Annotated in this window: 23 protein-coding genes; 11 read left to right on the top strand and 12 right to left on the bottom strand. The window is 52.2% G+C overall.

The window, feature by feature from the left end:
• Positions 1 to 47: 47 nt before the first annotated feature.
• The 3 genes from ileS to QQL62_RS11995 are packed head-to-tail and all read left to right on the top strand — an operon-like array spanning position 48 to position 4236.
• Complete coding sequence (ileS, locus tag QQL62_RS12005) at positions 48 to 2951, top strand: isoleucine--tRNA ligase (RefSeq protein ID WP_284379571.1); 2904 nt, start codon at positions 48 to 50, stop codon at positions 2949 to 2951.
• Positions 2948 to 3400, top strand: coding sequence for a methylated-DNA--[protein]-cysteine S-methyltransferase (locus QQL62_RS12000; RefSeq protein ID WP_284379569.1), 453 nt, complete (start codon positions 2948 to 2950; stop codon positions 3398 to 3400). Before ileS ends, QQL62_RS12000 begins: the two co-directional genes overlap by 4 nt.
• Positions 3397 to 4236 (top strand): EamA family transporter, encoded by an 840-nt coding sequence (locus tag QQL62_RS11995; RefSeq protein WP_284379566.1) that lies wholly within the window; start codon positions 3397 to 3399, stop codon positions 4234 to 4236. Before QQL62_RS12000 ends, QQL62_RS11995 begins: the two co-directional genes overlap by 4 nt.
• Here the strand turns inward: QQL62_RS11995 and QQL62_RS11990 are convergent.
• Genes QQL62_RS11990 through QQL62_RS11980 form a run of 3 tightly spaced genes read right to left on the bottom strand, consistent with a single transcriptional unit; the run spans position 4220 to position 6595 of the window.
• The gene (locus QQL62_RS11990) at positions 4220 to 4924 is read right to left on the bottom strand and encodes a CDP-alcohol phosphatidyltransferase family protein (protein ID WP_284379564.1); all 705 of its coding nucleotides are present in this window, start codon (positions 4922 to 4924) and stop codon (positions 4220 to 4222) included. The genes QQL62_RS11995 and QQL62_RS11990 overlap by 17 nt on opposite strands.
• Positions 4925 to 4962: 38 nt before the next feature.
• Positions 4963 to 5883 carry a tyrosine recombinase XerC gene (locus tag QQL62_RS11985; RefSeq protein WP_284379559.1) on the bottom strand — a complete coding sequence of 307 codons (921 nt, stop codon included), beginning with the start codon at positions 5881 to 5883 and terminating at the stop codon, positions 4963 to 4965.
• Complete coding sequence (locus tag QQL62_RS11980) at positions 5876 to 6595, bottom strand: DUF484 family protein (protein ID WP_284379556.1); 720 nt, start codon at positions 6593 to 6595, stop codon at positions 5876 to 5878. The genes QQL62_RS11985 and QQL62_RS11980 overlap by 8 nt, the downstream gene beginning before the upstream one ends.
• 191 nt (positions 6596 to 6786) lie before the next feature.
• Here QQL62_RS11980 and QQL62_RS11975 point away from each other — a divergent pair, with 191 nt between their 5' ends.
• The 4 genes from QQL62_RS11975 (at position 6787) to QQL62_RS11960 (ending at position 11730) form a co-directional block, all read left to right on the top strand.
• Entirely contained in the window at positions 6787 to 8985 is a 2199-nt protein-coding gene (locus QQL62_RS11975) for a primosomal protein N' (protein WP_284379551.1), read from the top strand.
• A gap of 74 nt (positions 8986 to 9059) precedes the next feature.
• Positions 9060 to 10148: a histidinol-phosphate transaminase gene (gene hisC, locus QQL62_RS11970; RefSeq protein WP_284379548.1), complete on the top strand. Its 1089-nt coding sequence runs from the start codon at positions 9060 to 9062 to the stop codon at positions 10146 to 10148.
• Complete coding sequence (locus QQL62_RS11965) at positions 10145 to 11068, top strand: prephenate/arogenate dehydrogenase family protein (RefSeq protein ID WP_284379545.1); 924 nt, start codon at positions 10145 to 10147, stop codon at positions 11066 to 11068. Before hisC ends, QQL62_RS11965 begins: the two co-directional genes overlap by 4 nt.
• Positions 11065 to 11730: an extensin-like domain-containing protein gene (locus QQL62_RS11960; protein ID WP_284379542.1), complete on the top strand. Its 666-nt coding sequence runs from the start codon at positions 11065 to 11067 to the stop codon at positions 11728 to 11730. Before QQL62_RS11965 ends, QQL62_RS11960 begins: the two co-directional genes overlap by 4 nt.
• On the opposite strand, the gene QQL62_RS11955 is transcribed toward QQL62_RS11960, so the two are convergent.
• Complete coding sequence (locus tag QQL62_RS11955) at positions 11727 to 12725, bottom strand: DUF2125 domain-containing protein (protein ID WP_284379540.1); 999 nt, start codon at positions 12723 to 12725, stop codon at positions 11727 to 11729. The genes QQL62_RS11960 and QQL62_RS11955 overlap by 4 nt on opposite strands.
• 63 nt (positions 12726 to 12788) lie before the next feature.
• Between QQL62_RS11955 and QQL62_RS11950 the strand changes: the two genes are divergently transcribed.
• Complete coding sequence (locus QQL62_RS11950; protein ID WP_284379537.1) at positions 12789 to 13331, top strand: gamma-glutamylcyclotransferase; 543 nt, start codon at positions 12789 to 12791, stop codon at positions 13329 to 13331.
• Here the strand turns inward: QQL62_RS11950 and QQL62_RS11945 are convergent.
• Positions 13324 to 13788, bottom strand: a complete 465-nt coding sequence (locus QQL62_RS11945; RefSeq protein WP_284379532.1) for an NfeD family protein — start codon at positions 13786 to 13788, stop codon at positions 13324 to 13326. The genes QQL62_RS11950 and QQL62_RS11945 overlap by 8 nt on opposite strands.
• 16 nt (positions 13789 to 13804) lie before the next feature.
• On the bottom strand, positions 13805 to 14740 hold the full coding sequence (locus QQL62_RS11940; protein WP_284379529.1) for an SPFH domain-containing protein: 936 nt from the start codon (positions 14738 to 14740) through the stop codon (positions 13805 to 13807).
• 159 nt (positions 14741 to 14899) lie between these two features.
• On the opposite strand from QQL62_RS11940, the gene QQL62_RS11935 reads away from it, so the two are divergent.
• Positions 14900 to 16042 carry a biopolymer transporter ExbB gene (locus QQL62_RS11935; protein ID WP_284379526.1) on the top strand — a complete coding sequence of 381 codons (1143 nt, stop codon included), beginning with the start codon at positions 14900 to 14902 and terminating at the stop codon, positions 16040 to 16042.
• Positions 16042 to 17955, top strand: a complete 1914-nt coding sequence (locus tag QQL62_RS11930) for a peptidoglycan -binding protein (RefSeq protein ID WP_284379523.1) — start codon at positions 16042 to 16044, stop codon at positions 17953 to 17955. The genes QQL62_RS11935 and QQL62_RS11930 overlap by 1 nt, the downstream gene beginning before the upstream one ends.
• A gap of 14 nt (positions 17956 to 17969) precedes the next feature.
• Here QQL62_RS11930 and QQL62_RS11925 read toward each other — a convergent pair whose 3' ends face one another.
• The 4 genes from QQL62_RS11925 to gloB all read right to left on the bottom strand — a co-directional run bounded on the left by QQL62_RS11925 (position 17970) and on the right by gloB (position 23318).
• Positions 17970 to 19214: an adenylate/guanylate cyclase domain-containing protein gene (locus QQL62_RS11925; RefSeq protein ID WP_284379520.1), complete on the bottom strand. Its 1245-nt coding sequence runs from the start codon at positions 19212 to 19214 to the stop codon at positions 17970 to 17972.
• A gap of 103 nt (positions 19215 to 19317) precedes the next feature.
• Positions 19318 to 21636: an ATP-dependent Clp protease ATP-binding subunit ClpA gene (clpA, locus tag QQL62_RS11920; RefSeq protein WP_284379517.1), complete on the bottom strand. Its 2319-nt coding sequence runs from the start codon at positions 21634 to 21636 to the stop codon at positions 19318 to 19320.
• A gap of 135 nt (positions 21637 to 21771) precedes the next feature.
• On the bottom strand, positions 21772 to 22551 hold the full coding sequence (locus QQL62_RS11915; protein ID WP_284379514.1) for a hypothetical protein: 780 nt from the start codon (positions 22549 to 22551) through the stop codon (positions 21772 to 21774).
• Positions 22551 to 23318, bottom strand: coding sequence for a hydroxyacylglutathione hydrolase (gloB, locus tag QQL62_RS11910; RefSeq protein ID WP_284379511.1), 768 nt, complete (start codon positions 23316 to 23318; stop codon positions 22551 to 22553). The genes QQL62_RS11915 and gloB overlap by 1 nt, the downstream gene beginning before the upstream one ends.
• A 63-nt stretch (positions 23319 to 23381) precedes the next feature.
• Here gloB and QQL62_RS11905 point away from each other — a divergent pair, with 63 nt between their 5' ends.
• Positions 23382 to 24167 (top strand): methyltransferase domain-containing protein, encoded by a 786-nt coding sequence (locus QQL62_RS11905; RefSeq protein WP_284379508.1) that lies wholly within the window; start codon positions 23382 to 23384, stop codon positions 24165 to 24167.
• Here the strand turns inward: QQL62_RS11905 and QQL62_RS11900 are convergent.
• Together QQL62_RS11900 and QQL62_RS11895 are read right to left on the bottom strand one after the other, a co-directional pair.
• Positions 24152 to 25492: an insulinase family protein gene (locus QQL62_RS11900; protein ID WP_284379505.1), complete on the bottom strand. Its 1341-nt coding sequence runs from the start codon at positions 25490 to 25492 to the stop codon at positions 24152 to 24154. The two genes, QQL62_RS11905 and QQL62_RS11900, sit on opposite strands and share 16 nt — an antisense overlap.
• A 1-nt stretch (position 25493) precedes the next feature.
• Positions 25494 to 26774 (bottom strand): M16 family metallopeptidase, encoded by a 1281-nt coding sequence (locus QQL62_RS11895; protein WP_284379502.1) that lies wholly within the window; start codon positions 26772 to 26774, stop codon positions 25494 to 25496.
• Positions 26775 to 26940: the final 166 nt, after the last annotated feature.

Here is a 26940-nt window from a genome sequence, read left to right as displayed (position 1 = left end):
TTTTCGCGCCGCTTCAAACCCAATATCCTCACTGACTGGACTTTCAAATGTGTGCTGACACTCCCGAATACAAAGAAACAATCAACCTGCCTAAAACAGATTTCCCTATGCGCGCGGGCCTACCCAAACGCGAACCAACGTGGCTGGCGCGATGGGAAAAGATCGGTGTTTACGATCGCCTGCGCGAAAAAGGCAAATCAGATAACCGCACGCCGTTTGTGCTGCACGATGGCCCCCCCTATGCCAACGGGCATCTGCATATCGGGCACGCGCTAAACAAAACAATCAAGGATATCATCGTGCGTAGCCATCAAATGATGGGACATGATGCGCGCTATGTTCCTGGCTGGGATTGTCATGGCCTGCCGATCGAGTGGAAGATCGAAGAGAAATACCGCAAGAAGGGCAAGAATAAAGACGACGTAAATGTGGTGGATTTCCGCCGTGAATGTCGTGCCTTTGCCGAAGAATGGGTTGGCGTACAGCGCAAAGAGTTCAAGCGCTTGGGCATTACGGGTAACTGGGAAAACCCCTATCTGACGATGGATTATCACGCCGAAGCGGTGATCGCGGATGAGTTCATGAAATTCCTGATGAATGGCACCCTGTACCAAGGTTCTAAGCCTGTTATGTGGTCGCCGGTCGAGAAAACCGCATTGGCCGAGGCCGAGGTCGAGTACCATGACAAAGAGAGTCACACGATCTGGGTGAAGTTTAAGGTGAGCGGCAACGCTGACTTGAACGATGCCTTTGTGGTGATCTGGACAACAACGCCGTGGACAATCCCGTCCAACAAGGCGGTGGTTTTTGGGGCTGGCATTGATTATGGTCTCTACGAGGTTACCGGCACGCCGGATGAATGCTGGTTGTCTGTAGGTGATAAATACCTTTTGGCGGATAATTTGGCCGATGATGTCTTTAAAAAGGCGCGTTTAGAAGAGGGCCAGTATACGCGTCTGCGTAGTGTCGGCGCTGATGAACTGACCAACATTGAACTCTCTCACCCACTTGCTGGCACTGATGGTTCAGGTGGTGAATGGGATCAGCCGCGCGATTTTCGCGCCGCAGATTTTGTAACCGATACCGAGGGTACGGGTTTTGTGCATTGCGCACCCTCTCACGGTATGGAGGAATTCGAATTATACCGCGATCTGGGCATGCTAGAGAAGGTTATCACCTACAACGTTATGGATGATGGTGGTTTTCGCGCCGATTTACCGTTTTTCGGTGGTAAATACATCCTGAACCGCAAGGGCGGTGAGGGTGATGCGAACAAGGCCGTGATCGACAAATTGGTCGAGGTTGGTGGCCTGTTGGCCCGTGGCAAGATCAAGCACTCTTATCCGCATTCGTGGCGTTCTAAGGCCCCGATCATCTATCGCAATACCCCACAGTGGTTTGCATCTGTAGACCGCAAAATGGATGACGGTATGGGCGATTACGGCGACACGATCCGCGAACGCGCCCTGCGCTCTATCGACGAGCTGGTTCAATGGACCCCGCAAAAGGGTCGCAACCGCTTGCATGCGATGATCTCTGATCGCCCAGATTGGGTATTATCTCGCCAACGTGCATGGGGTGTGCCGCTAACTTGTTTCACCAAGGTGGGGGCATTGCCAACGGATGCAGATTACCTGTTGCGCAATGCAGAACTGAATGCCCGTATTAAGGCCGAGTTTGAAGAGCATGGCGCTGATGTGTGGTTTGAAGAGGGGTTCAAGGAAAAGGTTCTTGGTGGCATCGCTGATCCAGCCGATTACGATCAGGTGTTTGATGTTTTGGATGTGTGGTTTGACAGTGGCTCGACCCATGCATTTGTTCTGCGTGATCGCGAAGATGGCACCGAAGATGGAATCGCAGATGTCTATATGGAAGGCACCGATCAGCACCGCGGCTGGTTCCATTCATCGCTACTACAGGCCTGTGGTACCAAGGGGCGCGCGCCCTATAAAAACGTGGTAACACATGGGTTTACGCTGGATGAAAAGGGCATGAAAATGTCCAAATCCATCGGCAATACCATTTCACCAGATCAAATCGTGAAACAATACGGTGCAGATATCGCACGCCTGTGGGTGGCCCAAACAGATTACACCGCCGACCAGCGTATTGGCCCAGAAATCCTAAAAGGGGTAGCGGATAGCTATCGTCGCCTGCGCAATACCATGCGCTATATGCTAGGCTCTTTGGGTGATTTCACCGAGGCAGACCGCACAGACCCGGCCGATATGCCCGAGCTGGAACGCTGGGTACTGCACCGCTTGGCTGAATTGGACGAGCAGATTCAGACCAGCTATCGCGCCTTTGATTTCAATGCGGTTTGGCAGGCAGTGTTTAATTTTGCCACATTGGATCTATCGGCATTCTACTTCGATATCCGCAAAGATGTTTTGTACTGTGATGGCGATACAAATCGCCGCCGCTCCGCGCGTACGGTACTGGATATCTTGTTCCACCGCATGACCGCATGGTTGGCACCCATTTTGGTGTTTACGATGGAAGAGGCATGGTTGGAACGCTACGGCGCAGATGAGTCCTCTATCCATCTAACAGATTTCCCCAAAACACCTGCCTCTTGGAAAGATGCCGAATTGGCGGCTAAATGGGATGCGATACGCTCTGTGCGCCGCGTTGTTACTGGGGCCTTGGAAATCGAGCGCCGCGAGAAAACTATCGGTTCGTCCCTAGAGGCCGCTCCGGTGGTTCAAATCGATGATAGCAGCGTGAAGGATTTGGTTGGCTCAATCGAGTTTGATGATATCTGCATCACATCTGGGGTTGAACTGGGCGCAGTTTCGAACGGATTTACCCTAGATGGCACCGAGGGCGTTTCTGTGCAATTTGCCAAGGCCGAGGGCGAAAAATGCCAGCGCTGTTGGAAAGTTTTGCCAGACGTTGGTCAACATGCCCACGTTGGCTGCTGCAAGCGCTGTAGCGACGCGCTGGGATGAATATTGGCACCGTCCTAACCCCGCTTGGCCAGTTGGCGATAACGGAACAGGGCGGTGCGATTACGCATCTAAATTGGCGTGGCCAAAATGCGGGAACGCGATCAGATGTATTAAAAGAAGCGTTGGCACAGGTCAGCGCTTTTTTTGATCGCCGCCTTGAGAATTTTGACCTGCCCTTGGCCCCAGATGTAACGGAATTCCAAGCCCAGGTTTTGGATCAAATCAATGGGATAAAATTTGGTCATACCCGCACCTATGGCCAGATAGCGGATGAGGTAGGTGGTGCTGCTCAGGCGGTGGGAAATGCCTGTGGCGCCAATCCAATACCGTTGATCATTCCCTGCCACCGTGTGCTGGGCGCGGATACGCTGGGGGGGTATTCTGGGGCAGGGGGGGTGGAAACCAAGGTCTGGTTTCTGAAATTCGAGGGCGCGGGATTGTTGATATGACCTCTGGGGTATTCGCGGCGGTCATTTTTGCGGCCCTGTTACATGCGGGCTGGAACGCCATCATAAAATTTGGCGAAGACAAGTTTCAGGGTATGGTCCTGTTGTCTGTTGCCCATGGGGTGATCGGGGCGGGTATGATCATGGTGTTTCCTGCGCCCAGCCCCGCGGCTCTGGGCTGGTTGGCGGCATCGGTTGGGTTTCATCTGTGGTACAAGGCGTTTCTAACGGGGGCGTACCATCGCGGTGATCTTAGTCGGGTTTACCCAATTGCGCGCGGCACTGCGCCATTGGTGGTGCTGGGTATTTCTGCTCTGCTTTTATCTGATACCTTGCGCCTGATTGAGGCCTGTGGGATCGTTGCGGTTGGTCTGGGGATTTTTATGATGGCGCGGGGTGTTTTTGCCAACCGAGAGGCGGCGACGTTGGTGCCATTTGCCCTGATGGCGGCGCTGGGTACGGCGGGGTATTCCATATCCGATGGCATGGGTGCGCGCTTGTCTGGCTCTGTCTCTGGGTATGTGGGGTGGCTGTTCTTCTTGGATGCCTGTTTGTTTACGGGGTGGGGTATTGCGCGGCGGGGTCGCGGGCTGTTGCCCAGAAATTGGCGCGTATTGACCCTTGGGTTATTCGCCGGCATGGCCTCGGTTGGGGCCTATTGGATAGCTGTCTGGGCGATGACCAAGGCGCCGATTGCGATCGTCACAGCACTGCGCGAAACGTCTGTGTTGTTCGCGGTTTTGATCGGGGTGGTTTTCCTTGGGGAAACTGCAGATCGCACCAAGATACTGGCGGCTTGTGTGATTTTGGCTGGCATTGTGATTATGCGGGCTTTTTAGCCCTTGCGGGGATCAGTTGCTGAACCATCCCAACAAACAAAAGGTAGAGCGAGCTGGCGGATAACAGCACTGTCACTATTGGCCCTGCTTGAAAATTGGTCCATGCACAGATGCCCGCCAATACTGTCCACAACAGGGCGATGGGAAGGCTGATGGTGCGCCAGCGTTTTGTACGCACGGGATGGATGAATTTTAGCCGCGTTCCCATGGATAGAGACAGGACAACCACCAGTGCAAAAATAATCCAGAAATTGGGTTTGGTGGCAAAAATCACCACGGCAAACATATTCCAACACCCAGGAAAACCTGCAAAGCTATTGTCTCTGGTTTTCATACGGGTATCGGCGAAGTAAAGGGCGGAGGCAAATGTGATTATGATAATCGCCGCCCATCCGGTCCATCCATTGAACAGGCCCGATTTAAACAAGGCAAATGCTGGGATGAACACATATGTCAGATAGTCGATAATCAAATCAAGCAATACCCCATCGTATTCGCGGGCATTCTCTTTTACGTTGTATCTGCGCGCCAATGGCCCATCGATGCCATCTACGAAAAACGCAACCACCAACCACAGGAACATCATATCCCACATCAGATCAACCGCGGCCAGCAGTGCCAGCATGGCAAAAACGGCCCCAGTGGCCGTTAGGTAATGTACGCCAAGCGCCTTGATACGAAGTGTCATAGGCAAACACCTACCAAATATATACGGCTTTTCAAGGGCTAAGACCCGGAGGGATGGGTTTTGCGATAGACTTCCATCAAATGGGCTTGGTTGATTGCTGTATAGGCCTGAGTACTGGTAAGTGACGCATGGCCTAGCAATTCCTGAATACTGCGCAGATCCCCACCCGCCTCAAGCAGATGGGTGGCAAAGCTGTGGCGCATAGCATGGGGGGTTGCGGATGCTGGCAGTCCCAGTTGCATGCGCGACTGTTCCATCACCTTTTGGATTGCGCGCGGATTAAGACGCCCGCCACGCACCCCGCGAAATAAGGGTTGATCGGCCTCTTGGGGGTGCGGGCATAGGCGCAGATAGGTCTGAACCGCCTGTTTGGCGATCGGCAGCACTGGTATCAGCCGCTGTTTTCCGCCCTTGCCCATAATTTTCAGACTGTCGGGCAGGGGGGCCGCATCTCCGTTTAGACCCAGCGCTTCGGATATCCGCATGCCACACCCATAGAGCAACGTCATCACAGCTACATCGCGCGCGCCCACCCAGCCTTGCTTGGCCTGTATCTCTACACAGTCAATCAAGGCTTTGGCGGCATTTGCCTCTACGGGGCGGGGAAGCGGCTTCTCAAATTTTGGCGCTCGCGTAGCCAGAACCGAAGTGATCGGCAGGTTAAATTGTTCGCCCAGCCACCGATAGAAGGATTTCACCGAGGAAAGCGCCCGCGCCAGTGACCGCGCCCCCAACCCAGCGCGGCGAGAGGCAGCCATCCATGCGCGCATATCCTTAATATCTATAGAGGCCAATGCGGCCTTTGAACAGCCCATGCCCTTGTGCGTGGTGATAAACCCTAGAAATGCTGCCACGTCTTGGCGGTAGGCCGATATTGTTTTCTCGGCCGCACCATTGATGCCCCTAAGATGCAAGAGCCACTCATCCATCAGCTGATGCGCCTCTAGGGTGTCACTCATGCGCCAGCCAGGATTGTACCAGACGCTCGAATACCGAACCATAAAACACCAGTAAATCCGTGCCCATATTTGGCACAAACTGATCGGGGTTGTCACTGCCCAGCATGATCATCCCAGGGCGATTCCCGGGCCCTAGGTCAATTTTAAGCAAGGCCTCTGATCGGATGTTTTCGGCATGAACCCCGTGGATTTTTGGCACACCCTTTTTCACTTGGCGTAGGGTGATTGGACGCGCTGCGGTATCGCGCCCTAGGGTGATGTAATAATCAATTTCGCCGCGCTGAAGAAAAACAACACCGGGACCAAACTCGCGCTGAAGAGGAGGCATATCGGTTAGGGGCACAGCTGGAGCCTCTAGGCACAAACGCGCCACGCTAACCTGAAGACTTTCGGCCCAAGGGCCGCGCAGGAATTCTAAAAAACCAGTGAAAGTATTGGGGCCAAGAACCTCTAGGATTGCACGATGCACCTGATTTGTGGTCGAGATATTTTCATAGGCCGCCGATAGGATGGTGCTTTTCTGCCCTTCCATTTCATCAAGACGTTCCTCTAGTCGACGCAAAACCACCGATTTCAGGTCGATTACGTTGTTATTGGCGCTGGGATCGGACGCGCTGACCAAGGCGCGCATGACCTCTTGATCATTTAACAGAGCATCTGGGTCTGCTAAAATACGTGTTCTGATTTCGCTTAATTGATCGTTGTTTTCCACTAGAGCCTCTATCGTCTTTTCTGGCTACAGATTACCGCACCACGCATTGGTTAACATTTATCCCGGCCCTAGCAAAGAATTTCGTACCTTGGCGTGTTCAGTATATGGTGCATTGTGACCTAATAGCATACACATGGTCTATGGGGCTGTAGGAAACGTTTAAATTGGGTGGCGATAAAACGAATATATCTATGATTGAAGAACCGACCCATTTTGCCGCAAACCGTTTGGTGGCGGTGCTAACCGCAGAGCCTCTGAACAGGTTTCTAGATTACAAGGCCCCTGAGGGCGGGGTTTTTATGGGGGCCTTTGTCGAGGTTCCGCTTGGGCCACGCAAGGTTATTGGCGTGGTTTGGGGGGCGGGCGAGGGCAAGTTCGATGCCTCGAAAATTCGTACAATCCGCAGTGTTCTGGATGTTACCCCCATGCGCCTTGAAATGCGGGATTTCCTAGAACGCGTTGGGCGCTACACGCTCACCCCAATGAATGCGATGCTGCGCCTAGCAACCCGCGCACCTGGGCTTGCTAACCCGCCCAGCATGCAACGGGTGTTCGCCCTGGGCGAGGGGGCGCCAGATCGCATAACAGATGCGCGCCAGCGCGTAATCGATACCCTAACGGCCAATGATGGTATGCGTTTTACCAGCAAAGAATTGTCGGATATTGCTGGCGTCACGCCATCTGTGATAAAGGGCTTGGCTAAACAAGGGGTGGTTATAGAGCTGGAAACGCCCCGAGATGTGGCCTATCCAAACTTGAACCCAGATCTGCCCCCCAAAGACCTAACAGATGATCAAAAAACCGCCGCGGCGGCGCTCTGCGCATTTGTGGCAACCCAAACATATCAAACCACATTGTTAAAAGGTGTGACAGGATCAGGGAAAACCGAGGTCTATCTAGAGGCGGTCGCTGAATGCCTGAAACAGGGACGTCAAGCGCTGGTTCTCATTCCTGAGATCGCCCTAACGGTGGAATTTATCGATCGGATCGAGAAGCGTTTTGGCCACAAGCCCGCCGAATGGCACTCTGGCGTCACCATGACCGAAAGGCGGCGCTGTTGGCGTATGGTGGGGGCGGGCAAAGCTCAGGTGGTTGTGGGCGCGCGCTCCGCACTGTTTTTACCCTATCAGAACCTTGGCCTTGTGGTGGTGGATGAGGAACATGATACCTCTTACAAGCAGGAAGAGGGTGTTTTTTACTCAGCGCGTGATATGGCGGTGCTGCGCGCATCTGGGTGCAAGGCGTCGGTGATTTTGGCTTCGGCTACACCCTCGCTTGAAACTTGGGTGAATGGTAAAACGGGAAAATATAACCGCGTTGATCTATCGCGACGCTTCGGGGCTGCGGTTATGCCGGATATGGATACCATCGATCTGCGCGAACAAGAGATGGGATCGAATAGTTGGATATCCCCAGCACTTGCCGGCGAAGTCACCCAAGGCCTAGAACGTGGCGAGCAATCCCTGCTGTTCCTGAACAGGCGGGGATATGCGCCTATCACTGTTTGTCGTGCGTGTGGCGAGCAGATTGGTTGTGACTTCTGTGATGCCCGAATGGTCGAGCATCGCTTTCATGGCCATCTGATGTGCCATCAGTGCGGAGATACCAAGCCTATGCCCACGCAATGCCCCTCATGCAATGAAGAGGGAAAATTGGCCGCAGTTGGGCCGGGTGTCGAGCGATTGGCTGACGAGGCCAAAGAGCGCTTCCCTGATGCGCGCATATCGGTTTTGTCTTCTGATATGTCGATGTCTGCACGCGCCCTAAAACAAAGGATTACCGAGATCGCCAGCGGGGCCACAGATATCATCGTGGGTACACAGCTGGTCGCCAAGGGGCATAATTTCCCTCTGCTGACCTGTGTTGGGGTTATTGATGCTGATCTGGGGCTACAGGGCGGGGATCTGCGCGCCGCCGAGCGCACCTTTCAATTAATGCGGCAGGTTGCGGGGCGCGCTGGGCGTGCCAAGAAGAAGGGGCGCGCCTATCTGCAAACCCATCAGCCCGATCATCCGGTGATCAAGGCCATTGTCGGGGGGGATGAGGAGGGTTTTTGGCGAGCCGAGGCTATTGCACGCAAACAAGCGGGCGTGCCGCCATTTGGGCGGATGGCAGGGATTATCTTCACTGGCTCAGACGCGCAGGCGGTATTTAATGTGGCGCAAATGATGGCCCAAAACGCCGATGCGCTTCGGGCCTTGGGTATAGAGATTTACGGGCCAGCCCCTGCGCCCATTGCCCGTGTACGCGGCAAACATAGGGTGCGCATGCTGATGAAGGCCGCGAAAGATGTGCCCCTACAGGGGGCATTGGCAAGGTGGCGCGATCAGGCACGCATACCAAATAATGTGCGCGTAAGTATCGATATTGACCCGCAAAGCTTCTATTAAGACCCACCGATGATTTATACGTGCAATCCCAGCAGGCTAGGTCTAAAAAGAGCCGAAATTAAGTGAGCAAATCTATGACGACTAAGATCACCCCGCAACCTGGGATACTGGACATCGAGCTTTATGTCGGGGGCAAGGCCCCTGCGCAGGGTGTTGCCAATAGTGTAAAGCTGAGCTCTAACGAAAACCCCCATGGCCCCAGCAAGGCGGCGCGCGAGGCGTATCGTGCTCAGGCAGATTTCTTGGCGGTTTATCCCAGCTCGGATCATGGGGCATTGCGTGCGGCCATTGCCGATGTGCATGATATACCAGCAGAAAACATAATCTGTGGTAACGGGTCGGATGAAATTATCAGCTTCTTATGTAATGCCTATGCCGGTATTGGGGACGAGGTGTTGTTCACCGAACACGGGTTTGCGATGTATCGCATTTGTGCCCAAATTGCTGGGGCCACACCTGTAGAGGTTCCTGAAAATAATCGCGTCACCGATGTTGATGCGCTGATCGCAGGGATCACAGAGAACACGAAAATTATTTTCGTCGCGAACCCCAATAACCCCACGGGCACATTTGTTGACAGCAGCGAGTTAGCACGGCTGGCGGCGGCAATTCCACAACAGTGCCTGCTGGTTCTAGACTCTGCCTATGCGGAATATGTCGAGGGCTATGATGGCGGGGCATCCTTGGTCACCGCATTTGACAACGTGGTCATGACGCGTACCTTTTCCAAGGTCTACGGCCTAGGCGGGCTGCGTGTTGGCTGGGCCTATGCACCCCAAGCGGTTATTGATGTATTGGCGCGGATGCGCGGGCCATTTAACGTGAATGTTGCGGCCCTTGCGGCGGCAGAGGCCGCGATTTCTGACCGCGAATATCTAGATAAATGCCTAATTGAGAACAAAAAATGGTCGAATTATCTGGTGACAGAGCTAAATGCGCTGGGGATACAATGTGATCCAACATTTGCGAATTTTGTCCTTGCCCGTTTCGCATCCGAAGAGGAGGCAAATGCAGCCGAACGCGCCTTGGCTGAAAACGGCCTGATCATTCGCAAGGTTGGCAGTTATAATCTACCACAGTGCCTAAGGATAACTGTGGGCAAAGGCGTCGACTGCCAGCGGATAATTTCAGTGTTGCGCCAATTTCAGGAAGCTAGGGCATGAGCAAGGTATATAAAAAAGTTGCATTGATTGGTCTGGGATTGATTGCATCTTCGATGGCCAAGGCAATGAAGCGTGATGGGTTGGCCAGTGAAATCATCGGCTTTGCAAAATCAGAAGAGACCCGCGCAATAGCGCTAGAGCTTGAATTCGTGGACCGTGTAGAAAGTAGCGCGGCCGAGGCTGTGCGAGATGCTGATTTGGTGGTGCTTTGTGTGCCCGTAGGCGCCATGTCAGCGGTGGCCAAAGAGATCGGGCCGGTTCTGAAAGCCGGTGCGACCCTAACGGATGTAGGGTCTGTCAAACGTTCCATTATTGAACTGGTTTCACCACATATCACTGAGGACATTCATTTTATCCCCGGGCACCCACTTGCGGGTACCGAGAATTCGGGGCCACGATCTGGATTTGCTGATTTGTTTAAAAACCGCTGGTGCATTCTAACACCCCTTGCCAATACGGATGCCGCCGCCTTGGACGGCCTGAAAAATCTATGGGAAGGTATGGGTGCCAATGTGGAAGAAATGGACCCAGACCACCACGATCTGGTGTTGGCCGTTACCAGCCATGCGCCGCACCTGATTGCCTATACGATGGTGGGGGTCGCGGATGATCTAAGCCGCGTCACCGACAACGAGGTGGTCAATTATTCCGCCGCTGGGTTTCGGGATTTCACCCGCATTGCCGCCAGCGATCCCACCATGTGGCGCGATGTCTTTCTGAATAACAAAGAGGCTACGCTGGAAATCCTTGGGCGCTTCACCGAAGAACTGTTTGATCTGCAACGGGCCATTCGCCGTGGCGACGGCCAGCAACTGTTCGATTATTTCTCGCGTACCCGCGCGATCCGGCGCGGAATTATCGAGGCCGGCCAAGATACTGATGTGCCTAATTTTGGCCGTGGCGACGGGGATGGGGCATGAAATTTTTAATACCCCTAATCTTTATCCTGCCCTGTACTGGTTGGGCGGCGCCAGTGGTACAAGATGTGCAGATACTAGAGTCACGCAATGCGCCAATTCAAATGGCGGGTCTCTTTGGCAAGCGCAATAAAAAGGTGCGCCAAAGGGGGAATTCTGTCTGTGGTGACCGCCAAATCATCGGCAAGCCGGTGGCCCCAATCAGCAATGGCCCCTGTGGCATCAAGAACCCCGTGCGCATTACCAGTGTTGCTGGCGTAGCATTGCAAAATGGCGCTACGCTGAATTGTGCCACGGCGCAGGCCTTGCAAAAATGGATGGACACGGCTGCTGTTCCTGCCTTGAAACGCAAGGGGGGTGGTTTGGTGTCGGTGCGGGTTGCGGCCAGCTATTCGTGCCGAACGCGCAATTCTCGCAAGGGTGCAAAATTGTCAGAACACGCCAAGGGCAATGGTGTGGATATTTCCAGCTTTACGCTAAAGTCAGGGGAAACCTTAACGGTGCTAAAAGATTGGCGCGGCAAAAATTCCAGCGTTATGAAGAAGATGCACAAAAAGGCCTGTGGCACCTTTGGGACGGTACTGGGGCCAAATGCAGATGCTTATCACCAAGACCATTTTCATTTCGATACCGCACGTCATCGCAACGGAAGTTATTGCCGCTAGGGGAAACGAATTTTTGGGGCTTTGCCGATTGCTACAGGCCCGATGCGGATTTTCTGGCGTGAAAAATTTAGCGGAATATCCAAAGTGTTCAATCGCCCAGAAAATGTAGATAGCAATGAGAGCGCGGAATTCAATGCATCGGTCATCTCGGTGCTGATTGCACCATGGGCACCGGCCAATTCCACCATCTTTTCCCAATTCACGGCCCGAATTGTTAGGGTGCCGGTCGGATAGCCATGGGTATCTAGCGCAAGGGTCCCCGCGGCGCGCAATTCTAAATCACCCCATTTGAAATCAACATCTTCCAGCGTAATACGCTTCAAATAACTTGTCCCAGATTCAAAACTTTGTTTCGAAAGCGGGGCGCTAAATTCAAGTACTGCACGCAGATTAAAGGTATCAAAGCTGTTTGGCAAAATAGCCCCGTTCCCCAAGTTGATCTTCTGTAGTGACTTCGGCTGTAGGGCATCCGTGGTTAGTGCAAGGTCATATCGTGCTTCTGCGTTTGGTGACTGACGCAATGACAGCTGAATATTATCCGCTGTTGTTGTCCAATTCTGATTGCTTACAAGGCGAAGTTTCTCTGCCGTTAGGGTGGCACGATTTATGACGAGTGTTTTGGGATCATCGAAAACCGCACTGGCGCGCATATCACTGCTGTTGATCGTGATTTGTTCCTTCGGGGTGGATAGGGTCTGTGTCTCTGGCCACAGGGCGATGATGTGATTTGGTTGATAGCTAAGTTGTAGAATTTGGAAATGTGGCGCAGCCCATGCCCATCCGTTTTTGGGGTTTGCTAGATCAATGTCGCCAAGAACCGCATCAAATCTATTGGGATAGCCGCGCAGTTGAATATCGCTATGGGCCACCCACCCAGCGGTGTTGCGATCTGCGAACCATTCTTCTAGTGCCGCGTGGCGCATGGTTTTGCCGACGAACCAAAAGGCAGACCATGCAAGGGCCGCAGAGAAAATACTTAGAACCAACCAGCGCATATTGAACCTTTCTAAGGGAGATATAAAATGCTCTATAGCAAGCGATGTAAAAAGGGCCAAGAAATGAATAACAACGATATTTGGGTGTTTGGCTATGGCTCATTGGTCTGGCAGCCGGGGTTTGTTTTCACAGATAAAAAGATCGCTTCTTTGCGGGATTATCAACGCAGTTTTTGCATGTGGTCTATTCATCATCGTGGAACCCCTGAAAATATGGGGCTGGTTCTTGCGCTGGATTACCAGAAAGGCGCGCGCTGTGATGGCGTGGCCTTTCGGGTATCTGCGCAAGATGCGGCACAAACCCTGGCGTACCTGCGTGAGCGCGAGCTGGTCTCTTCGGCCTATATAGAGGTGATCCGCGAGGTCGAGTTGCAAAGCGGTGAATGTGTTCAGGCCTATTTCTATGTGGTAGATCCCGATCACGAACAGTACACTGGGGTATTGAAATTGGAACACCAAGCCCAAGTTATCGCTCATGCCACCGGTAATCGGGGCCCTAATTCTGAATATCTGATCAATGTAGCCCAAAATTTAAAAGCTCTGGATCTTGAGGACCCAGAGCTTGAGTGGCTGTCTAATCGTGTACAAGAAATTCGAGCTAGCTAGCGATCGGTTCCACCGATAATAGCAACCCATTTGCATGGGTGATGCGCACCTGCTCATCTACCGCTGATACTTCATTGGGGTTCCATTGGGCCCGCCAACGCATGCCCTCGATTTCCACCACACCGTGGCCGTTGGAAAATTCTAAAACCTTGGCATCACGGCCAATGAAACGCGCACCGCGATTGTTCAGGTCTTGGTTATCTGTCCCGCCCCCGTCGCCGTAACGCAGAAAGAGAAAACGCCCAACAATTGTCGAAAGAATGGCAACCGTTGCAAATATCGAAATCTGCGAAGCAGGCGACATATCAGGCACCAAGGCCAGCAAGACCGCCATGATCAGCGCAGAGACCGCAGGCCAAATCAGGAACAGCGAAAATGTAGCCATCTCCAGCGCCCCCAATGCGAGCGCCAATGCCAGCCACCACCAAGGTGATATACCGTTTAAAAAATCAAGCATCTACTGTAGCGCTCCTCTATTTACCATCTTTGGCGTCTGTTACGGCCTTGGCGATATCGGCGATGCCGCCAATTGATCCGATCAGGCTAGACGCCTCTAGTGGGATCATCACGGTTTTGGCGCTTGGGCTGGCGGCTACATCGCGCAGAGCATCGGTGTATTTCTGCGCAACAAAGTAGTTGATCGCCTGTACATCGCCCTTGGCAATCGCCTCGGAAACCATGGTGGTGGCAAGGGCCTCGGCCTCGGCGGCGCGCTCGCGGGCCTCGGCATCTAGGAATGCCGCTGCGCGGCGGCCCTCGGCCTCGCGAACTTGGCTTTCCTTCTCACCCTCGGCCTGCAAAATCGCAGATTGCTTGTGACCCTCGGCGGTTAGAATTTCTGCACGTTTCCCGCGCTCTGCCTTCATCTGGCGTGCCATCGCCTCGTTAATATCCTCGGGTGGGGACAGGTCTTTGATTTCAACACGTGTAACCTTTACGCCCCACGGTGACGCGGCCTCGTCGATCACGCTTAGCAGTTTTGAATTGATGACATCGCGGTTGGACAAGCTTTCATCCAAATCCATGTTACCCACCACAGCACGAATGTTGGTCTGGGTTAGATTGGACAATGCGCGGTATAGATCACGTACCTCATATGCGGCACTAGAGGCATTGATGACCTGAAAAAATGTCACCGCATCGGTCATAACCATGGCGTTATCCTTGGTGATCACCTCTTGGCTGTCGATATCTAATACGGTTTCCATCATGTTGATCTTGGCGCCGACCTTATCAATAAATGGTACGATAAAATTTAAACCCGGCATCAAGGTGCGAGTATAGCGGCCAAAGCGCTCTAGCGTCCAATTTTCGCCTTGGGGAACAGAGCGCACGGCCATGAAAACCAAAATAAGAGCAAAGAAAAGCAGCACCAGTGAGGTGGCTCCGAATCCGATAATCGTGTCCATCTATATATCTCCAGAATTGAATAGAATTGAGGTAAATATGGGGATTACATGGCCAGTTTTCAACCTCTATGTGTTATTTCAACCCATAAAACATAATGTTTGGAAAACCAGAGGCAACAGTTTACTACTAGTGGAAACAGGACAATTCAGAGCAAGATTATGGTAAATACCGAAGCCTCGCTGAGATATCAATTCACACAACCAGTTAATCAAATTCTGACGATGTTTTTGATCGTTATCGTGGTTGGGGTTGGGGCAGTGCTGGCCTATCCAGCACTTGCTGGTATTTTCCTATCTTCACCCTATTTAAACGGCTTTATAGTTCTGGTGTTCGTAGGTGGGTTGATTTCCTGCTTTACACAGGTCTTTGCACTGGTGAAATGTGTTACATGGGCCGAAGGGTTTGCGCTGGATCGGGTTGGGCATAATTTGGTACAACCGCCCAAATTGCTGGCCTCTTTGGCGGCTTTGCTGTCCGAGGCGGGCGCGCGTCATGCGCTGACCTCTACCTCGATGCAATCCATTCTGGATAGTGCAGCCACGCGCCTTGATGAGGGGCGCGAAATCACTCGCTACATCATCAACCTGTTGATTTTCCTTGGACTATTGGGAACATTTTATGGGTTGGCGACCACTGTACCTGCGGTGGTCGACACTATTCGATCCCTTGCCCCGCAAGATGGGCAATCTGGTGCCAATGTTTTTGAAAACCTGATGCATGGGCTTGAGGCACAGTTGGGGGGCATGGGGACAGCCTTTGGGTCATCTCTGTTAGGTTTGGCGGGGTCTTTGGTTGTAGGCCTGTTGGATTTGTTTGCGGGGCGTGGGCAAAATAGATTTTACCTTGAACTAGAGGATTGGTTGTCCTCGATTACCAAAATCACGTCTGGTGGCGGCGAGGGGAGTGGTGATCTGGCTGGCTCGCATATGTTCCAAAACGCCAGTTTGAATATGGAAAACATGCAGGAAATTCTGGCCCAATCCGCGGGTCGGATGGATCAGCTGGCGGTCACAGTCGAACGCCACATTCAACACACCTCTGCGCTTTACGAGGAAAACACCCGTTCGCTACAAGATTTGGCATCGGGGCAAAACCAAATTGTTGATGCACTAGCCCGTATGCAAAGCGAAGGCGACGGTATTTTGGATGCGGAAACCCGCATGCGCATGCGGAATATCGACACCCAATTGCTGCGTATCCTAGAAGAGATGTCAGATGGGCGCGCCAGCTCAACCAATGATCTACGAACTGATATCTCTGCGTTGACACAGGCGATAACGGCCGTGGCAAAGGGTAAGTAATGGCAATTCGGCGTCGCGCAGGAAACCGGTTCGAGGCCAGCATCTGGCCGGGATTTGTGGATGCAATGACCGCGTTGCTGTTGATATTGTTCTTCGTGCTGTCGATTTTTATGATCGTGCAATTTACCCTACGCGAAACCATTTCTGACCAAAGCAACGCATTGGATGATCTAACGATCGAGCTGTCCGGATTGGCAGAAGCGCTAGGTTTAGAACAACAAAGGGTCAGCTCGCTACAGGCTTCTTTGTCCAGTTCTCAAAATGCGTTAGATGCGGCCCAGGCGCAGGTGGCATCGCAACTGTCCACAATTCTAGCGCTGACCGACAAGTCAAACACACAGGCCGAAAGATTAAGCGAGTTTGAAACGCAGATCGCGGCCCTGCTGGTGACCAAAGAGACGCTAGAACAGGAAAACCAAGCCGTACTGAGCGAAAAAGAAGCAGTTGAACTGGCACTGGCATCTGCGCGTGATGAAATTGATTTACAGGCAGAGCAGGCCCGTTTAGCGGCGGCCAAGCGCGAGGCAATGGAATCCTTGATCGCAGATCTAGAGGCCTCGGGGGCATTTAGCGAACAACAGCTTGCTGCCACACGCCAAGAGCTTAGCGAATTGGAGCAAGCCAGAGTGTTGGAACAAGCAGCGGCGCAAGCGTTGCAACAACGGTTATCGGATTCCGGTGCGGCCTTATCGGCCATGACCCTTGCGATGGAGGCTCAGCGAAAGCAGGCCGAGGAAACCATGGCATTGTTATTGGCCGCAGAGGCGGCGAAACAGACGACAGAAGCGGAAATGGCGGATCTAACGGCCAAGCTGGATGCCAACGCACAATCCGCGGCACTGGATCTGGCCAAGCGTCAAGCGCTAGAGGCGCTGATTGCGGATCTGCAATCACGTGATAAATTGCAAAGCGACCAGTTGCGGGATGTTGAGCAAGCCCTAAGTGATGCGCAAAAAGAACAACTGCTAGAAAGTGCCGCCGCCGAGGCCCTGCGCCAACGTTTGCTTGCGGCGGATACGGAATTATCTGCGATGACATTGGCGCTAGAGGCCCAGCGTCGCGAGGCCGAAGAAACGCTAACGTTATTAGCCGCGGCAGAGCTGGCCAATGAGAAGATAATTGCCGAGCAGATTGACCAAACCGAGGCCCAGAAAAACGCAACATTGTTGGCCATTGCAAATGATATGCTGGCACAAGAACAGGCGGTTTCCGCAGATAGCCTGCGCAAAGTGGCGCTGTTAAATGCCCAAACCGAGGAGCTACAAAAGCAATTGGATGATCTACAGGGTTTGCTGGATGCCTCTGCGGTGGCGGATCAACAATCGCAGGTTCAATTGCAAAACCTTGGCAAGAACCTGAATGCCGCCCTTGCAAGGGTGGCCGCAGAACAGAAGAAACGCGCAAAACTAGAAGAGCGTGAAAAAGAGCGCCTTGCGGCCGAGGCTAATGATCTGCGCAAATTCAGATCAGAGTTTTTTGGCCGGCTACGCGAAATTATGGAAGGGCGCGAAGGCGTTCGAATTGTCGGGGACAGGTTTGTTTTCTCATCCGAAGTACTATTCGCGCCAGGATCAGCAAATCTGGGGGCCGGGGGACAGGCGGAAATTCGAAATGTGGCCAGCATTATTCATCAAGTTGCCGATCAGATCCCGCGCGAAATAGATTGGATTTTGCGCGTGGACGGCCACACCGATAGCACACCCTTATCCGCAGGCGGGGCGTTTAATGACAATTGGGAATTAAGCCAAGCACGCGCATTATCTGTGGTGCGGTATTTAATCAATGAACAGGGAATTCCCGCGGATCGTTTGGCAGCGAACGGGTTTGGAGAGTTCCAGCCTCTAAGTGATGCTGAAACACCAGAGGCCTATGCCATCAATCGTCGCATCGAGCTGAAGTTCACAGAGAAATAGATTTATGATCGGCGTTATTTGGGGCCGAGTAGGTACCAAACCTCTTGCTCGCCTTTGCCCTTCATCATCATGTTTCCACGCTTTTCAAAATTGAATTTGTGCTCCAATTTCACCTTGGTGGCATAGGTTACCTGCACTCTGCCGACCTCGGCCAAATTTTCCAACCGCTCTGCGGTATTCACGGTATCGCCCCATACATCATAGAACGGTTTCTCGGCACCGATAACCCCTGCAACCACTGGGCCAGAATGGAACCCTACACGCAGCTGAAACTTTTCATCGATACTTTCAGATAGGGTCTCTGCGGCTTGGATCACATCTAGGGCAAAGTTGGCAATTCTTTCTGCGTGATCCGCTTGGCGTCGTGGTAGACCACCCGCCGCCATATAGCTGTCGCCTAGGGTTTTAATTTTTTCGACCCCATGGATTACCGCCAGTTGGTCAAAGCGTGTGAACAACAGATTTAGAAAATTAACCACCTCGGTTGGGGTAGAGCGGGATGCACGATCGGTAAAGCCTGCTAGATCAGCAAAGAGAATGCTGGCCTCGTCGTAGGATTCCGCAATCACTTTTTGACGATCGGTTTTCAGCTGATCTGCAATTGCGCGGGGCATCATTGAATTCAACAACCCCTCGGAATAGGCATATTCTGTTTCCAATAGCCGCTCGGCGCGATGGGCCTGTGCAAAGGCATAAGAGATAATGCAAAAATTGACCATCACGTAGATGAAGGTACTAAGATAAAAGACTAAACCGATTGACTCGGGGCTGGCCGTTACAAACTCTGCTGAGTGGTCGATGAAAAGCTTCTGTGCGGCAGAGTAACAAACCACCCCAGAAGAGAGTGATATCAAAGACATCAAATTAAAGCGCACCCCAAAAATCAATATCGACATAGTTGTGCCGGCCAAAAACAATAGGTGGATGCCGCTTTCGCGCCCCAATAGCATGGATAAGATCAGATTGAACACCAACCAATAGCATAGGTTGAAAATGGTGCCAGTACGGACGCTGATTTGCCATAAAAACGGGGTAATTAAGAACAGCGGTGCACCCAATGTAATAAACAGAATGGGCATACGGAACCCTGAGAAATCAATTATCGACAGGACAACAACGTAAATGAATGCCAGCGATGGGATAACCGTCATTAGGGCATTGATCACAATCAAACGCCGCCGTGTATGGCCGGTAAAATCCTGCGTACCAGTTTCCAGCCACAGGAAGAGCTGCTGTAAAAATGTTTGCTTCAAAGTCATAAATTTCGTTTCCCCATGCATCACGCTAGGGGGAAAAAAATAAACTGCAAGTGAAAATACACACACTTAGGGCGTTGCGCCGCAGTTACGCGGCGCAGGTTGGTTAATCTGCGGTTAAAAGTGGGGGCTTTTTCTTCGATATTTTTGGATTTTCTGGTGGTACCAGTTTTAAATCCAGTTTGCCATCGCGCAGGCGCACCACAACCAGCCCCCCCTTGGACAGCTTGCCAAACAACAGCTCCTCGGCCAGCGGTTTCTTTAAATGCTCTTGGATCACCCGCGATAGAGGGCGGGCACCCATTTTAGAATCGTAGCCCTTATCCGCCAGCCAACCAGCTGCCTCTGGCGTTAGCTCGAACGTCACATTGCGATCCATCAGCTGAGCCTCTAGCTGTAGCACGAATTTGTCGACCACCTTGATGATCACATCTTTGCTTAGGGCAGCAAAGCTGATGATGGCATCCAATCGGTTGCGGAATTCCGGGCTAAACGTGCGTTCGATTGCTGCGGTATCTTCGCCTTCGCGGCGGTCACGGCCGAACCCGATGGCCTCTTTGGCCTGTTCGGATGCACCGGCATTGGATGTCATGATCAAAACGACATTCCTAAAATCGGTGGTGCGGCCATTATGGTCTGTAAGTTTGCCGTGATCCATCACCTGTAGCAAAATGTTAAACACATCTGGATGGGCCTTTTCGATCTCATCCAACAGCAACACACAATGCGGATTTTGATCTACCCCGTCTGTCAACAACCCACCTTGGTCAAAGCCGACATAGCCAGGAGGAGCACCGATCAAGCGGCTGATTGCATGTTTTTCCATGTACTCTGACATGTCAAAGCGGATCAATTCGACGCCGAGCGTATCGGCCAGCTGTTTTGCGACTTCTGTTTTCCCGACACCCGTTGGCCCTGCGAACAGGTAGTTGCCGATGGGTTTTTCGGGCTCACGCAGCCCCGCACGGGCCAGTTTGATCGCCGAGGATAGCGCCTCGATGGCATTGTCTTGGCCAAAGACCACACGCTTCAGCGAACTTTCTAAATCCTTTAATAACTCTGCATCATCACGCGACACGTTTTTGGCCGGAATGCGGGCGATTTTTGCAACCACATCCTCGATTTCTTTCACGCCAAGGGATTTGCGCCGTTTCTTGATCGGCAACACCCGCTGGCGCGCGCCTGCTTCGTCGATCACATCGATGGCCTTGTCGGGCAATTTACGGTCGTGAATGTAGCGAGCCGATAATTCAACCGCGGTTTTCAGCGCATCCAAGGAATACTTCACATCGTGATGCTCTTCGAAATGTGGTTTTAGCCCGCGTAGAATTTTGATGGCATCCTCAACCGTTGGCTCGTTCACATCGATTTTTTGGAAACGACGGGCCAATGCGCGATCTTTTTCGAAATGTTGACGATACTCTTTATAGGTGGTTGATCCCATACAGCGCAGCTTGCCGCCTTGAAGCGCAGGTTTCAGCAAGTTCGAGGCATCCATCGCGCCCCCTGACGTGGCACCCGCACCAATAACTGTATGGATTTCATCGATGAACAGCACCGCATCTGGATGGTCTTCCAGCTCTGTCATTACCGCCTTTAGGCGTTCTTCGAAATCACCGCGGTAGCGCGTGCCTGCCAATAGCGCCCCCATATCCAGTGAATAGATTGTTGTCTCTTCCAGTATTTCAGGGGTTTCGCCATTCACGATCTGCACGGCCAGCCCCTCTGCGATGGCGGTTTTACCTACGCCGGGGTCACCGACCAAAATGGGGTTGTTTTTCCGGCGGCGACACAACACTTGGATACAGCGTTCTATTTCATGGCTACGCCCGATCAACGGATCAATCTGGCCTTCTACGGCTCTGGCGTTAAGATTGACACAATATTTCGCCAATGCAGTTTCGGCCTCTTCAACGGCGTTATCGGTTTCGACATTCTCGATATCGTCGGCACCTGCGACCTCGCGTGCCTCATTTAGAGATGCATCCTTGGCCAGCCCATGAGCAATGAAGTTAACGGCATCATAGCGGGTCATATCTTGTTCCTGCAAGAAATAGGCCGCATGGCTTTCTCGTTCGGCAAAAATAGCCACCAAGACGTTGGCACCGGTCACCTCTTGGCGACCAGAGCTTTGAACATGAATTGCAGCGCGTTGAATAACCCGCTGAAAGGCGGTGGTGGGCGAGGATTCCAACCCATCAACATCTGTGACCAAGCTGTCCAATTCGGTATCGAGAAAGTTTAGCAATTTTGCGCGCAGGTTGGAGATCGATACGCCACAAGCGCGCATAACGCGTGCGGCGTCGGGCTCTTCTAACAAAGCCAGTAAAAGATGTTCCAAGGTGGCCAGCTCGTGCTTGCGTTCTGCGGCATAGCCAAGTGACATGTGAATTGCGTTTTCTAAACTGCTCGAAAATGAGGGCATCTTTACCGTACCTTTCAATGTATTTCTGTGGACGATGGTCCAAGTTATCCGAAATACCTAACCCTAGATTTCTCTCAATTTCCCTAAGCTTCAAGCGGAAAATTTAAAAATTCACGCTTGAGTGATGAAAAATCTCTATTTTGTGTGTTTTTTAGGGACTAACAGTTGCGCGGGGCGCACTTTTTTCGCCTCTTTAAACAATGAAAACGATTGGTTAACATAGTTTACTGCCGACGAAAGATGCCTGAGATAGGCCTCAAGTTCTGGTGTTGATGTGGCCTCGACCAGCGAAACGGGCCGGTTTTGGGGGGTGGTTTCAAATTTCAAATAAAACCACGGATCGCCGCGCTTCAAAATGAGATCCTCTTGTATGTCGTGCCACTCAAAGGCCCACATCAAGGGGCGCGGCCAGACATCGATCGGAAAGCGGCCACCAAATATTGTCCCTGGTAGGGGCGTTTTGCGATAATGCATAAAGGCATCAAGCTGTGTCATATAGGTGGGTTCGTCTGCAATAAACAGATAGGGTAGGCTGACCTGAATTGACGGCTTGTCTGCGTATCGCCACTCACTTTCTTTGGTCACGTGCAAGACCTTGTTTAAAATGGATGGTCGTACTGGGGATTTATCGCCCAGAATATTCCGCAACCCTGGTTTGCCCGATTTATCGCGGCTAAAGCGCAGGTGTAAATCAAAGGGCACACGAACAACAAAATGGCGGCTTTCCATATCAATAATGGCAGGGCATCTAGAGGCAGATTTCGCATGTCCCTTATTCATACTGGCCGAGCGAACCCGCTCTGGCGGGTAATAGACAATGCCTGCCTTGGTTTCGGTTAACATCCAGCCAACCTGAAGAGTGCCAGATTGGACCTCGGCGGCGGGGGATTGGGGAAACCAATTTGAAAGACCCATCAGAAGTTATCCTTGGCGGTGCGCAATGCGCTGAAACAGGCGGCATCGCTTTGCTCTGCCATACCGATTGCCGCCTTTAGTGTGGGGGTATCGGCGCGCAAAAACGGATTTGTGGCCAACTCTAGTGCCATGGATGAGGGGACACAAAATTCACCCCTTGCCCGGGTGGCCGTTATTTCTGCCGCGCGCGCAATCAGATCGGAGTTTTGTGGATCAACACTCAGCGCAAATTTTGCGTTACTGGCGGTATATTCATGCCCCGAATAAACCAATGTATCCGTAGGCAGTGCCTTAAATTTCAACAGTGTCTGCCACATTTGATCATGGGTGCCCTCATTTACCCGCCCACAGCCCAGTGCCATTAGGCTGTCGGCGCTGAAAACTGCGCGCTCGGTTGGAAAATGAAATGCAATATGCCCGATGGTATGCCCATAAACATCAAATACCTCCGCCTTGCAGGTCCCAAGCATAAGGGTATCGCCATCCTTTAGTGCATGATCCAATGGCGGCAGGCGATGGGCATCGGCCATCGCCCCAATCACACGGGCCCCTGTTTTTGCAACCACTTCGGCCACACCATCAATGTGGTCAGCGTGGTGATGGGTTATGAATATCTGTCTCAGTGTCAGTTTTTGGCGCCTTAACTCTGCTAAAATCGGGCCCGCCGCGGGCACATCCACCACCGCCACCTCATTTGTATCGCAACAGCGAAGCAGATAGGCATAGTTGTCGGACAAACAGGGGATTATGGTAATGTCTAAGGTCATAGATATTCGATCGCAATTCAGTTACAGATAGGCAGACTAAACCAGATAGGCACGAGCACCGCAATGCACTTGGATGTAATAGATCTACGCAAGTTTTATTATCGCACCAAACTTGGGCGCATCGCACAGCGTGCATTGCGTGAACAGGTCGAAAAAATCTGGGGGGATAGTAAGGGTCAAACTGTTGCTGGATTTGGTTTCGCAGCACCGATGTTGCGTCCGTTTTTAAAACCCGCGCGGCGTGTTCTATGCCTGATGCCTGGACAACAAGGGGTGATGCCTTGGCCCGAGGGGCAAGAAAATCATTCAGTCCTGACCCCAGAAACATCTTGGCCCGTTGCAAATGGATTCATTGATAAATTGGTTGTGCTGCACGGGCTAGAAACCTGCGATAATCAAAGTGAGCTATTGAATGAAATCTGGCGTGTTCTTGGCCCTGGGGGGTCGGTTTTGTTTATTGTACCCAATCGTTCAGGCCTATGGGCGCGCAGTGATAAAACCCCCTTTGGATTTGGCCGCCCCTACAGCTTGGGTCAGCTGGAATCCCAATTGCGCAGTCATAATTTTTTGGTAGAGAGGCATGTATCGGCGCTGTTCTTTCCGCCCAGCCACCGGCCATTTTGGTTACGATTTGCGAAATATTGGGAGGGCTTTGGTCTGCGCGGCGTTGTGCCCTTGGCGGCTGGTGTGGTGATGATCGAAGCCACCAAACGAGTTTATGCCCGCCCCAAGGTCGGGTTGGGACAGGCGGTAAAGCGACCGCTAAAGGTACTGGGTGGTATTGCGGCCCCGCCCAATCAACCGGTGCGCGGCTATAAACCGCAAACCCTTGATCAATCAGATAGCTGATCCAGACAGACCGATAGGGGCTGGCCGATCTCCAACTGGCAAAAATTTCCGTTGCGCAATTCCGCGGGTGGCTCTGTACCTCCGCCCATAACAATCGTGAGCATCTGATCGATAGGTTTCAACGCCTCTGGCGCTAATTGGTTTAGCTGCTCAACCTCTAGGTCAAAGCTGGCTCCCAATAGGCCTAATTGAATTGCGCCCTCTGGGGGACGTTCTGGGTACTGCTCTAGATAGCGCGCCGCCAGCCAGTTGGGTTCACGACGTAAATTGCCGATCAACGCATTAAGCATCGAATTCTTGGAATTTTCCAAGCCCTCGGCCGTGCTTTTCCCGTTGCGGGCATCGCGGTAAATTTGTTCAATCACTTGGTGGGTGTCCTGCCAGATTTCTGCCTCGGTTGTGGCGCTGAGCCCCGAGAGAACCAGCCGGTTGCCCAGCTGTGTAAAATGCGAGCGCGGATCATAAGAGGCCCGCTGTTCTTGGCGCACAATTCGAAACATCTCTGACCCTGGGCCATAGCCCATATACTTGTACAGAACATCTGCCGCGGCTTGGTTGGTATCGGTGCTAAATTCTTGGCTGTTGGCCAAAAATACCAATGTTTCCGAGGCTTCTGGGTCTGATACATAAATCAGCCCCGCGGGCAGGGGGTTAGGTTGATGCGGTTGCAGGGCCTGGTTTTCGGTAGTTGGCGGACCAAAGGCATCCTTCAGTCGCGTGGGCACATCCCCGAAGCTGTACTCTTGGGAATTTAAGATGATCTGATCTGGTGCTTGCAAAATGATTTGATGGACATCCGTCAGTGGGGGGGTAGCGCCGCCATCACCGCCAAATAGAATATAGTTTGTAAGTTCGGCCTCTACGTTTTCTGGGCGACGCACCTTGCTAGATGGGATTGGGCGAAAATTGCGCGCAATTCGTTTTAACCACTTGGGGTCAATTTCCTTATTTGCCAGCTTCTCGGCGGCGTGATCAACCACCTGATCAAAGGTCTCGTGCGGAGCTAAAAGAGTTAAAACCAAATGGTTTGGCGATCCGCCGATCAGGAATTCCGCGCTGTTGATTGTACGAAAGTCTTGGGATTCGCTGGCATCCAGTGCCGGGGAGCCTGCATTTAATTTGGTTAACAACAGGACATGCAGGGCGCGCTCTTGGGCGGCGTTTTCAAAATTGATATTCCAGACCAGGCTGACACTGGCTTGGCCGCGGTCTAGCCCGCTTAGGATGGTGATCGGATAAGAGGATTGTTGCGCAGTCGCGCTATGTGTGGTGCCAAGGATAAGGGATACAACAACGGACAAAACGGTTAAAAGTGAGAGTTTCATGTTAATTTGCCTTTGCTAAAACGGCGGCTGTTGGGCTGTTAGATGCAAAGGCCTCGATGAAGCGTAACACCTCGCTGTCGGGGGCGTCTTTTATCATCTGGGAAAATTGCGATGGGGAAACGGGGGGCAATCCATCCGAGCCTAGGTTCTGGAAAAAATCCAGATAAGCGCGAGGGCTGTTTTCTAAGGACTTGGTATAGGCCACGTTTTTGGCGCGGGCGATGGCGATTTCGTCACTGGTGATGGTGGCATCTTGGAGGTTCGCAATGGCGGTTTCCAACCCAGCCAAGGCCTCCTCTAGGCTAACGCCCTCGAAGGGTACCAAAAATGCATTGTATTCCAAATCACCATCCACAGCCAAATATGACCCTTGCGAAAAGTTCTGAGCGATAAACCCTTCTAGATAAAGTGCGCGATTAAGATGCGAGTTATAGATATCTGATGCGATGAAAAACGAGGCCTGCATCGACAGCACATCCTCGGGGTTTGGGAATTCGAAAAATTTCGAGAATGAGATACTGTCGTCTAGCAATCGATCCGAGGTGATTTTTTCAACATGATGCAGACCGGGTGTTGGGTGCAGATCAAGCCATGTATCAGGAACCTGACGGGTGGTTTCGGTATCGCCAAAATATTCTGACAGCTTTTGCTGTGCAAGACTGGGATCGATATCGCCAGATATAATGATCATGGTGTTCGATGCTGTGTAATGCTGGGCGTGGAAATCTAGGGCGCCCTCGATGGTGATCTGTTCGATATCGCCAATCGGGTCTTCGGCGCGCCCAGATGTAGCCCCATAGAGGTTTTGCAATGAGCGCCGGCGCAGCCAACGGATCGGGGCAACCCGCTCTTTGTAAAACACTTCACGCTTTACGATATCAATCTCGCTGAGCTGAAAGGGTACCGTAAGCTCTGGTGTATCCAGCACTGCGCGCGACAAAGACATAATCTTGTCGATCTCGTCTGGGGTGCCCGAATTGGTATGAACAATGGAAATCGGCGAGGTAGAGGCATTCAGATCGCGTTGGCGGGGTTGCTGTAGCACCGCCTTATCCGCCGAAAGTGCGGCCAGATGCTCGGTGTAATGCGCAATCCCAGAAACCTCGCCCTCGTCATAGGTGCCTGATAGAATGATAACCTGAACATCCACACGGTTGCGCTCGTGAATGGGGATCACATAGGCGGAATGAAGTCCAGCGATATCCTCGAGTTCGATCACCTCTTGAGACAAAGCGGGATGGCTGATCATCCCAAGAAAAGCAAAGAGCGCGGTAAATTTCATAATATCGTGTTCCAATCATGGTCAATTATGATGCCAGAGTGTCGACAATTTCTACTAAGGTCAATTTTAGAATGATAAACCCACGATTTTGGCGCAAAATTACATAATCTGACTGGGGCCGGGAACTGTTTTGTGATTCAATTATAGTTGTCGAGATCTATAGAGA

Origin of the sequence: Amylibacter marinus (genome assembly GCF_030160015.1) — a bacterium.
GTDB classification, from domain to species: domain Bacteria; phylum Pseudomonadota; class Alphaproteobacteria; order Rhodobacterales; family Rhodobacteraceae; genus Amylibacter; species Amylibacter marinus.
The sequence above is the reverse complement of the archived record's forward strand: the minus strand, read 5'-3'. Positions and strand labels throughout refer to the sequence as shown.

Coding starts and splice junctions, on each gene's coding strand:
- gloB (WP_284379511.1), bottom strand. CDS start 23,318: ATGACCTTAGACATTACCATAATCCCCTGTTTGTCCGACAACTATGCC.
- QQL62_RS11950 (WP_284379537.1), top strand. CDS start 12,789: ATGAATAACAACGATATTTGGGTGTTTGGCTATGGCTCATTGGTCTGG.
- QQL62_RS11990 (WP_284379564.1), bottom strand. CDS start 4,924: ATGACACTTCGTATCAAGGCGCTTGGCGTACATTACCTAACGGCCACT.
- QQL62_RS11925 (WP_284379520.1), bottom strand. CDS start 19,214: ATGACTTTGAAGCAAACATTTTTACAGCAGCTCTTCCTGTGGCTGGAA.
- QQL62_RS11905 (WP_284379508.1), top strand. CDS start 23,382: ATGCACTTGGATGTAATAGATCTACGCAAGTTTTATTATCGCACCAAA.
- QQL62_RS11955 (WP_284379540.1), bottom strand. CDS start 12,725: ATGCGCTGGTTGGTTCTAAGTATTTTCTCTGCGGCCCTTGCATGGTCT.
- ileS (WP_284379571.1), top strand. CDS start 48: ATGTGTGCTGACACTCCCGAATACAAAGAAACAATCAACCTGCCTAAA.
- QQL62_RS11930 (WP_284379523.1), top strand. CDS start 16,042: ATGGCAATTCGGCGTCGCGCAGGAAACCGGTTCGAGGCCAGCATCTGG.
- QQL62_RS11960 (WP_284379542.1), top strand. CDS start 11,065: ATGAAATTTTTAATACCCCTAATCTTTATCCTGCCCTGTACTGGTTGG.
- QQL62_RS11995 (WP_284379566.1), top strand. CDS start 3,397: ATGACCTCTGGGGTATTCGCGGCGGTCATTTTTGCGGCCCTGTTACAT.
- hisC (WP_284379548.1), top strand. CDS start 9,060: ATGACGACTAAGATCACCCCGCAACCTGGGATACTGGACATCGAGCTT.
- QQL62_RS12000 (WP_284379569.1), top strand. CDS start 2,948: ATGAATATTGGCACCGTCCTAACCCCGCTTGGCCAGTTGGCGATAACG.
- QQL62_RS11985 (WP_284379559.1), bottom strand. CDS start 5,883: ATGAGTGACACCCTAGAGGCGCATCAGCTGATGGATGAGTGGCTCTTG.
- clpA (WP_284379517.1), bottom strand. CDS start 21,636: ATGCCCTCATTTTCGAGCAGTTTAGAAAACGCAATTCACATGTCACTT.
- QQL62_RS11895 (WP_284379502.1), bottom strand. CDS start 26,774: ATGAAATTTACCGCGCTCTTTGCTTTTCTTGGGATGATCAGCCATCCC.
- QQL62_RS11900 (WP_284379505.1), bottom strand. CDS start 25,492: ATGAAACTCTCACTTTTAACCGTTTTGTCCGTTGTTGTATCCCTTATC.
- QQL62_RS11945 (WP_284379532.1), bottom strand. CDS start 13,788: ATGCTTGATTTTTTAAACGGTATATCACCTTGGTGGTGGCTGGCATTG.
- QQL62_RS11915 (WP_284379514.1), bottom strand. CDS start 22,551: ATGGGTCTTTCAAATTGGTTTCCCCAATCCCCCGCCGCCGAGGTCCAA.
- QQL62_RS11975 (WP_284379551.1), top strand. CDS start 6,787: ATGATTGAAGAACCGACCCATTTTGCCGCAAACCGTTTGGTGGCGGTG.
- QQL62_RS11965 (WP_284379545.1), top strand. CDS start 10,145: ATGAGCAAGGTATATAAAAAAGTTGCATTGATTGGTCTGGGATTGATT.
- QQL62_RS11940 (WP_284379529.1), bottom strand. CDS start 14,740: ATGGACACGATTATCGGATTCGGAGCCACCTCACTGGTGCTGCTTTTC.
- QQL62_RS11935 (WP_284379526.1), top strand. CDS start 14,900: ATGGTAAATACCGAAGCCTCGCTGAGATATCAATTCACACAACCAGTT.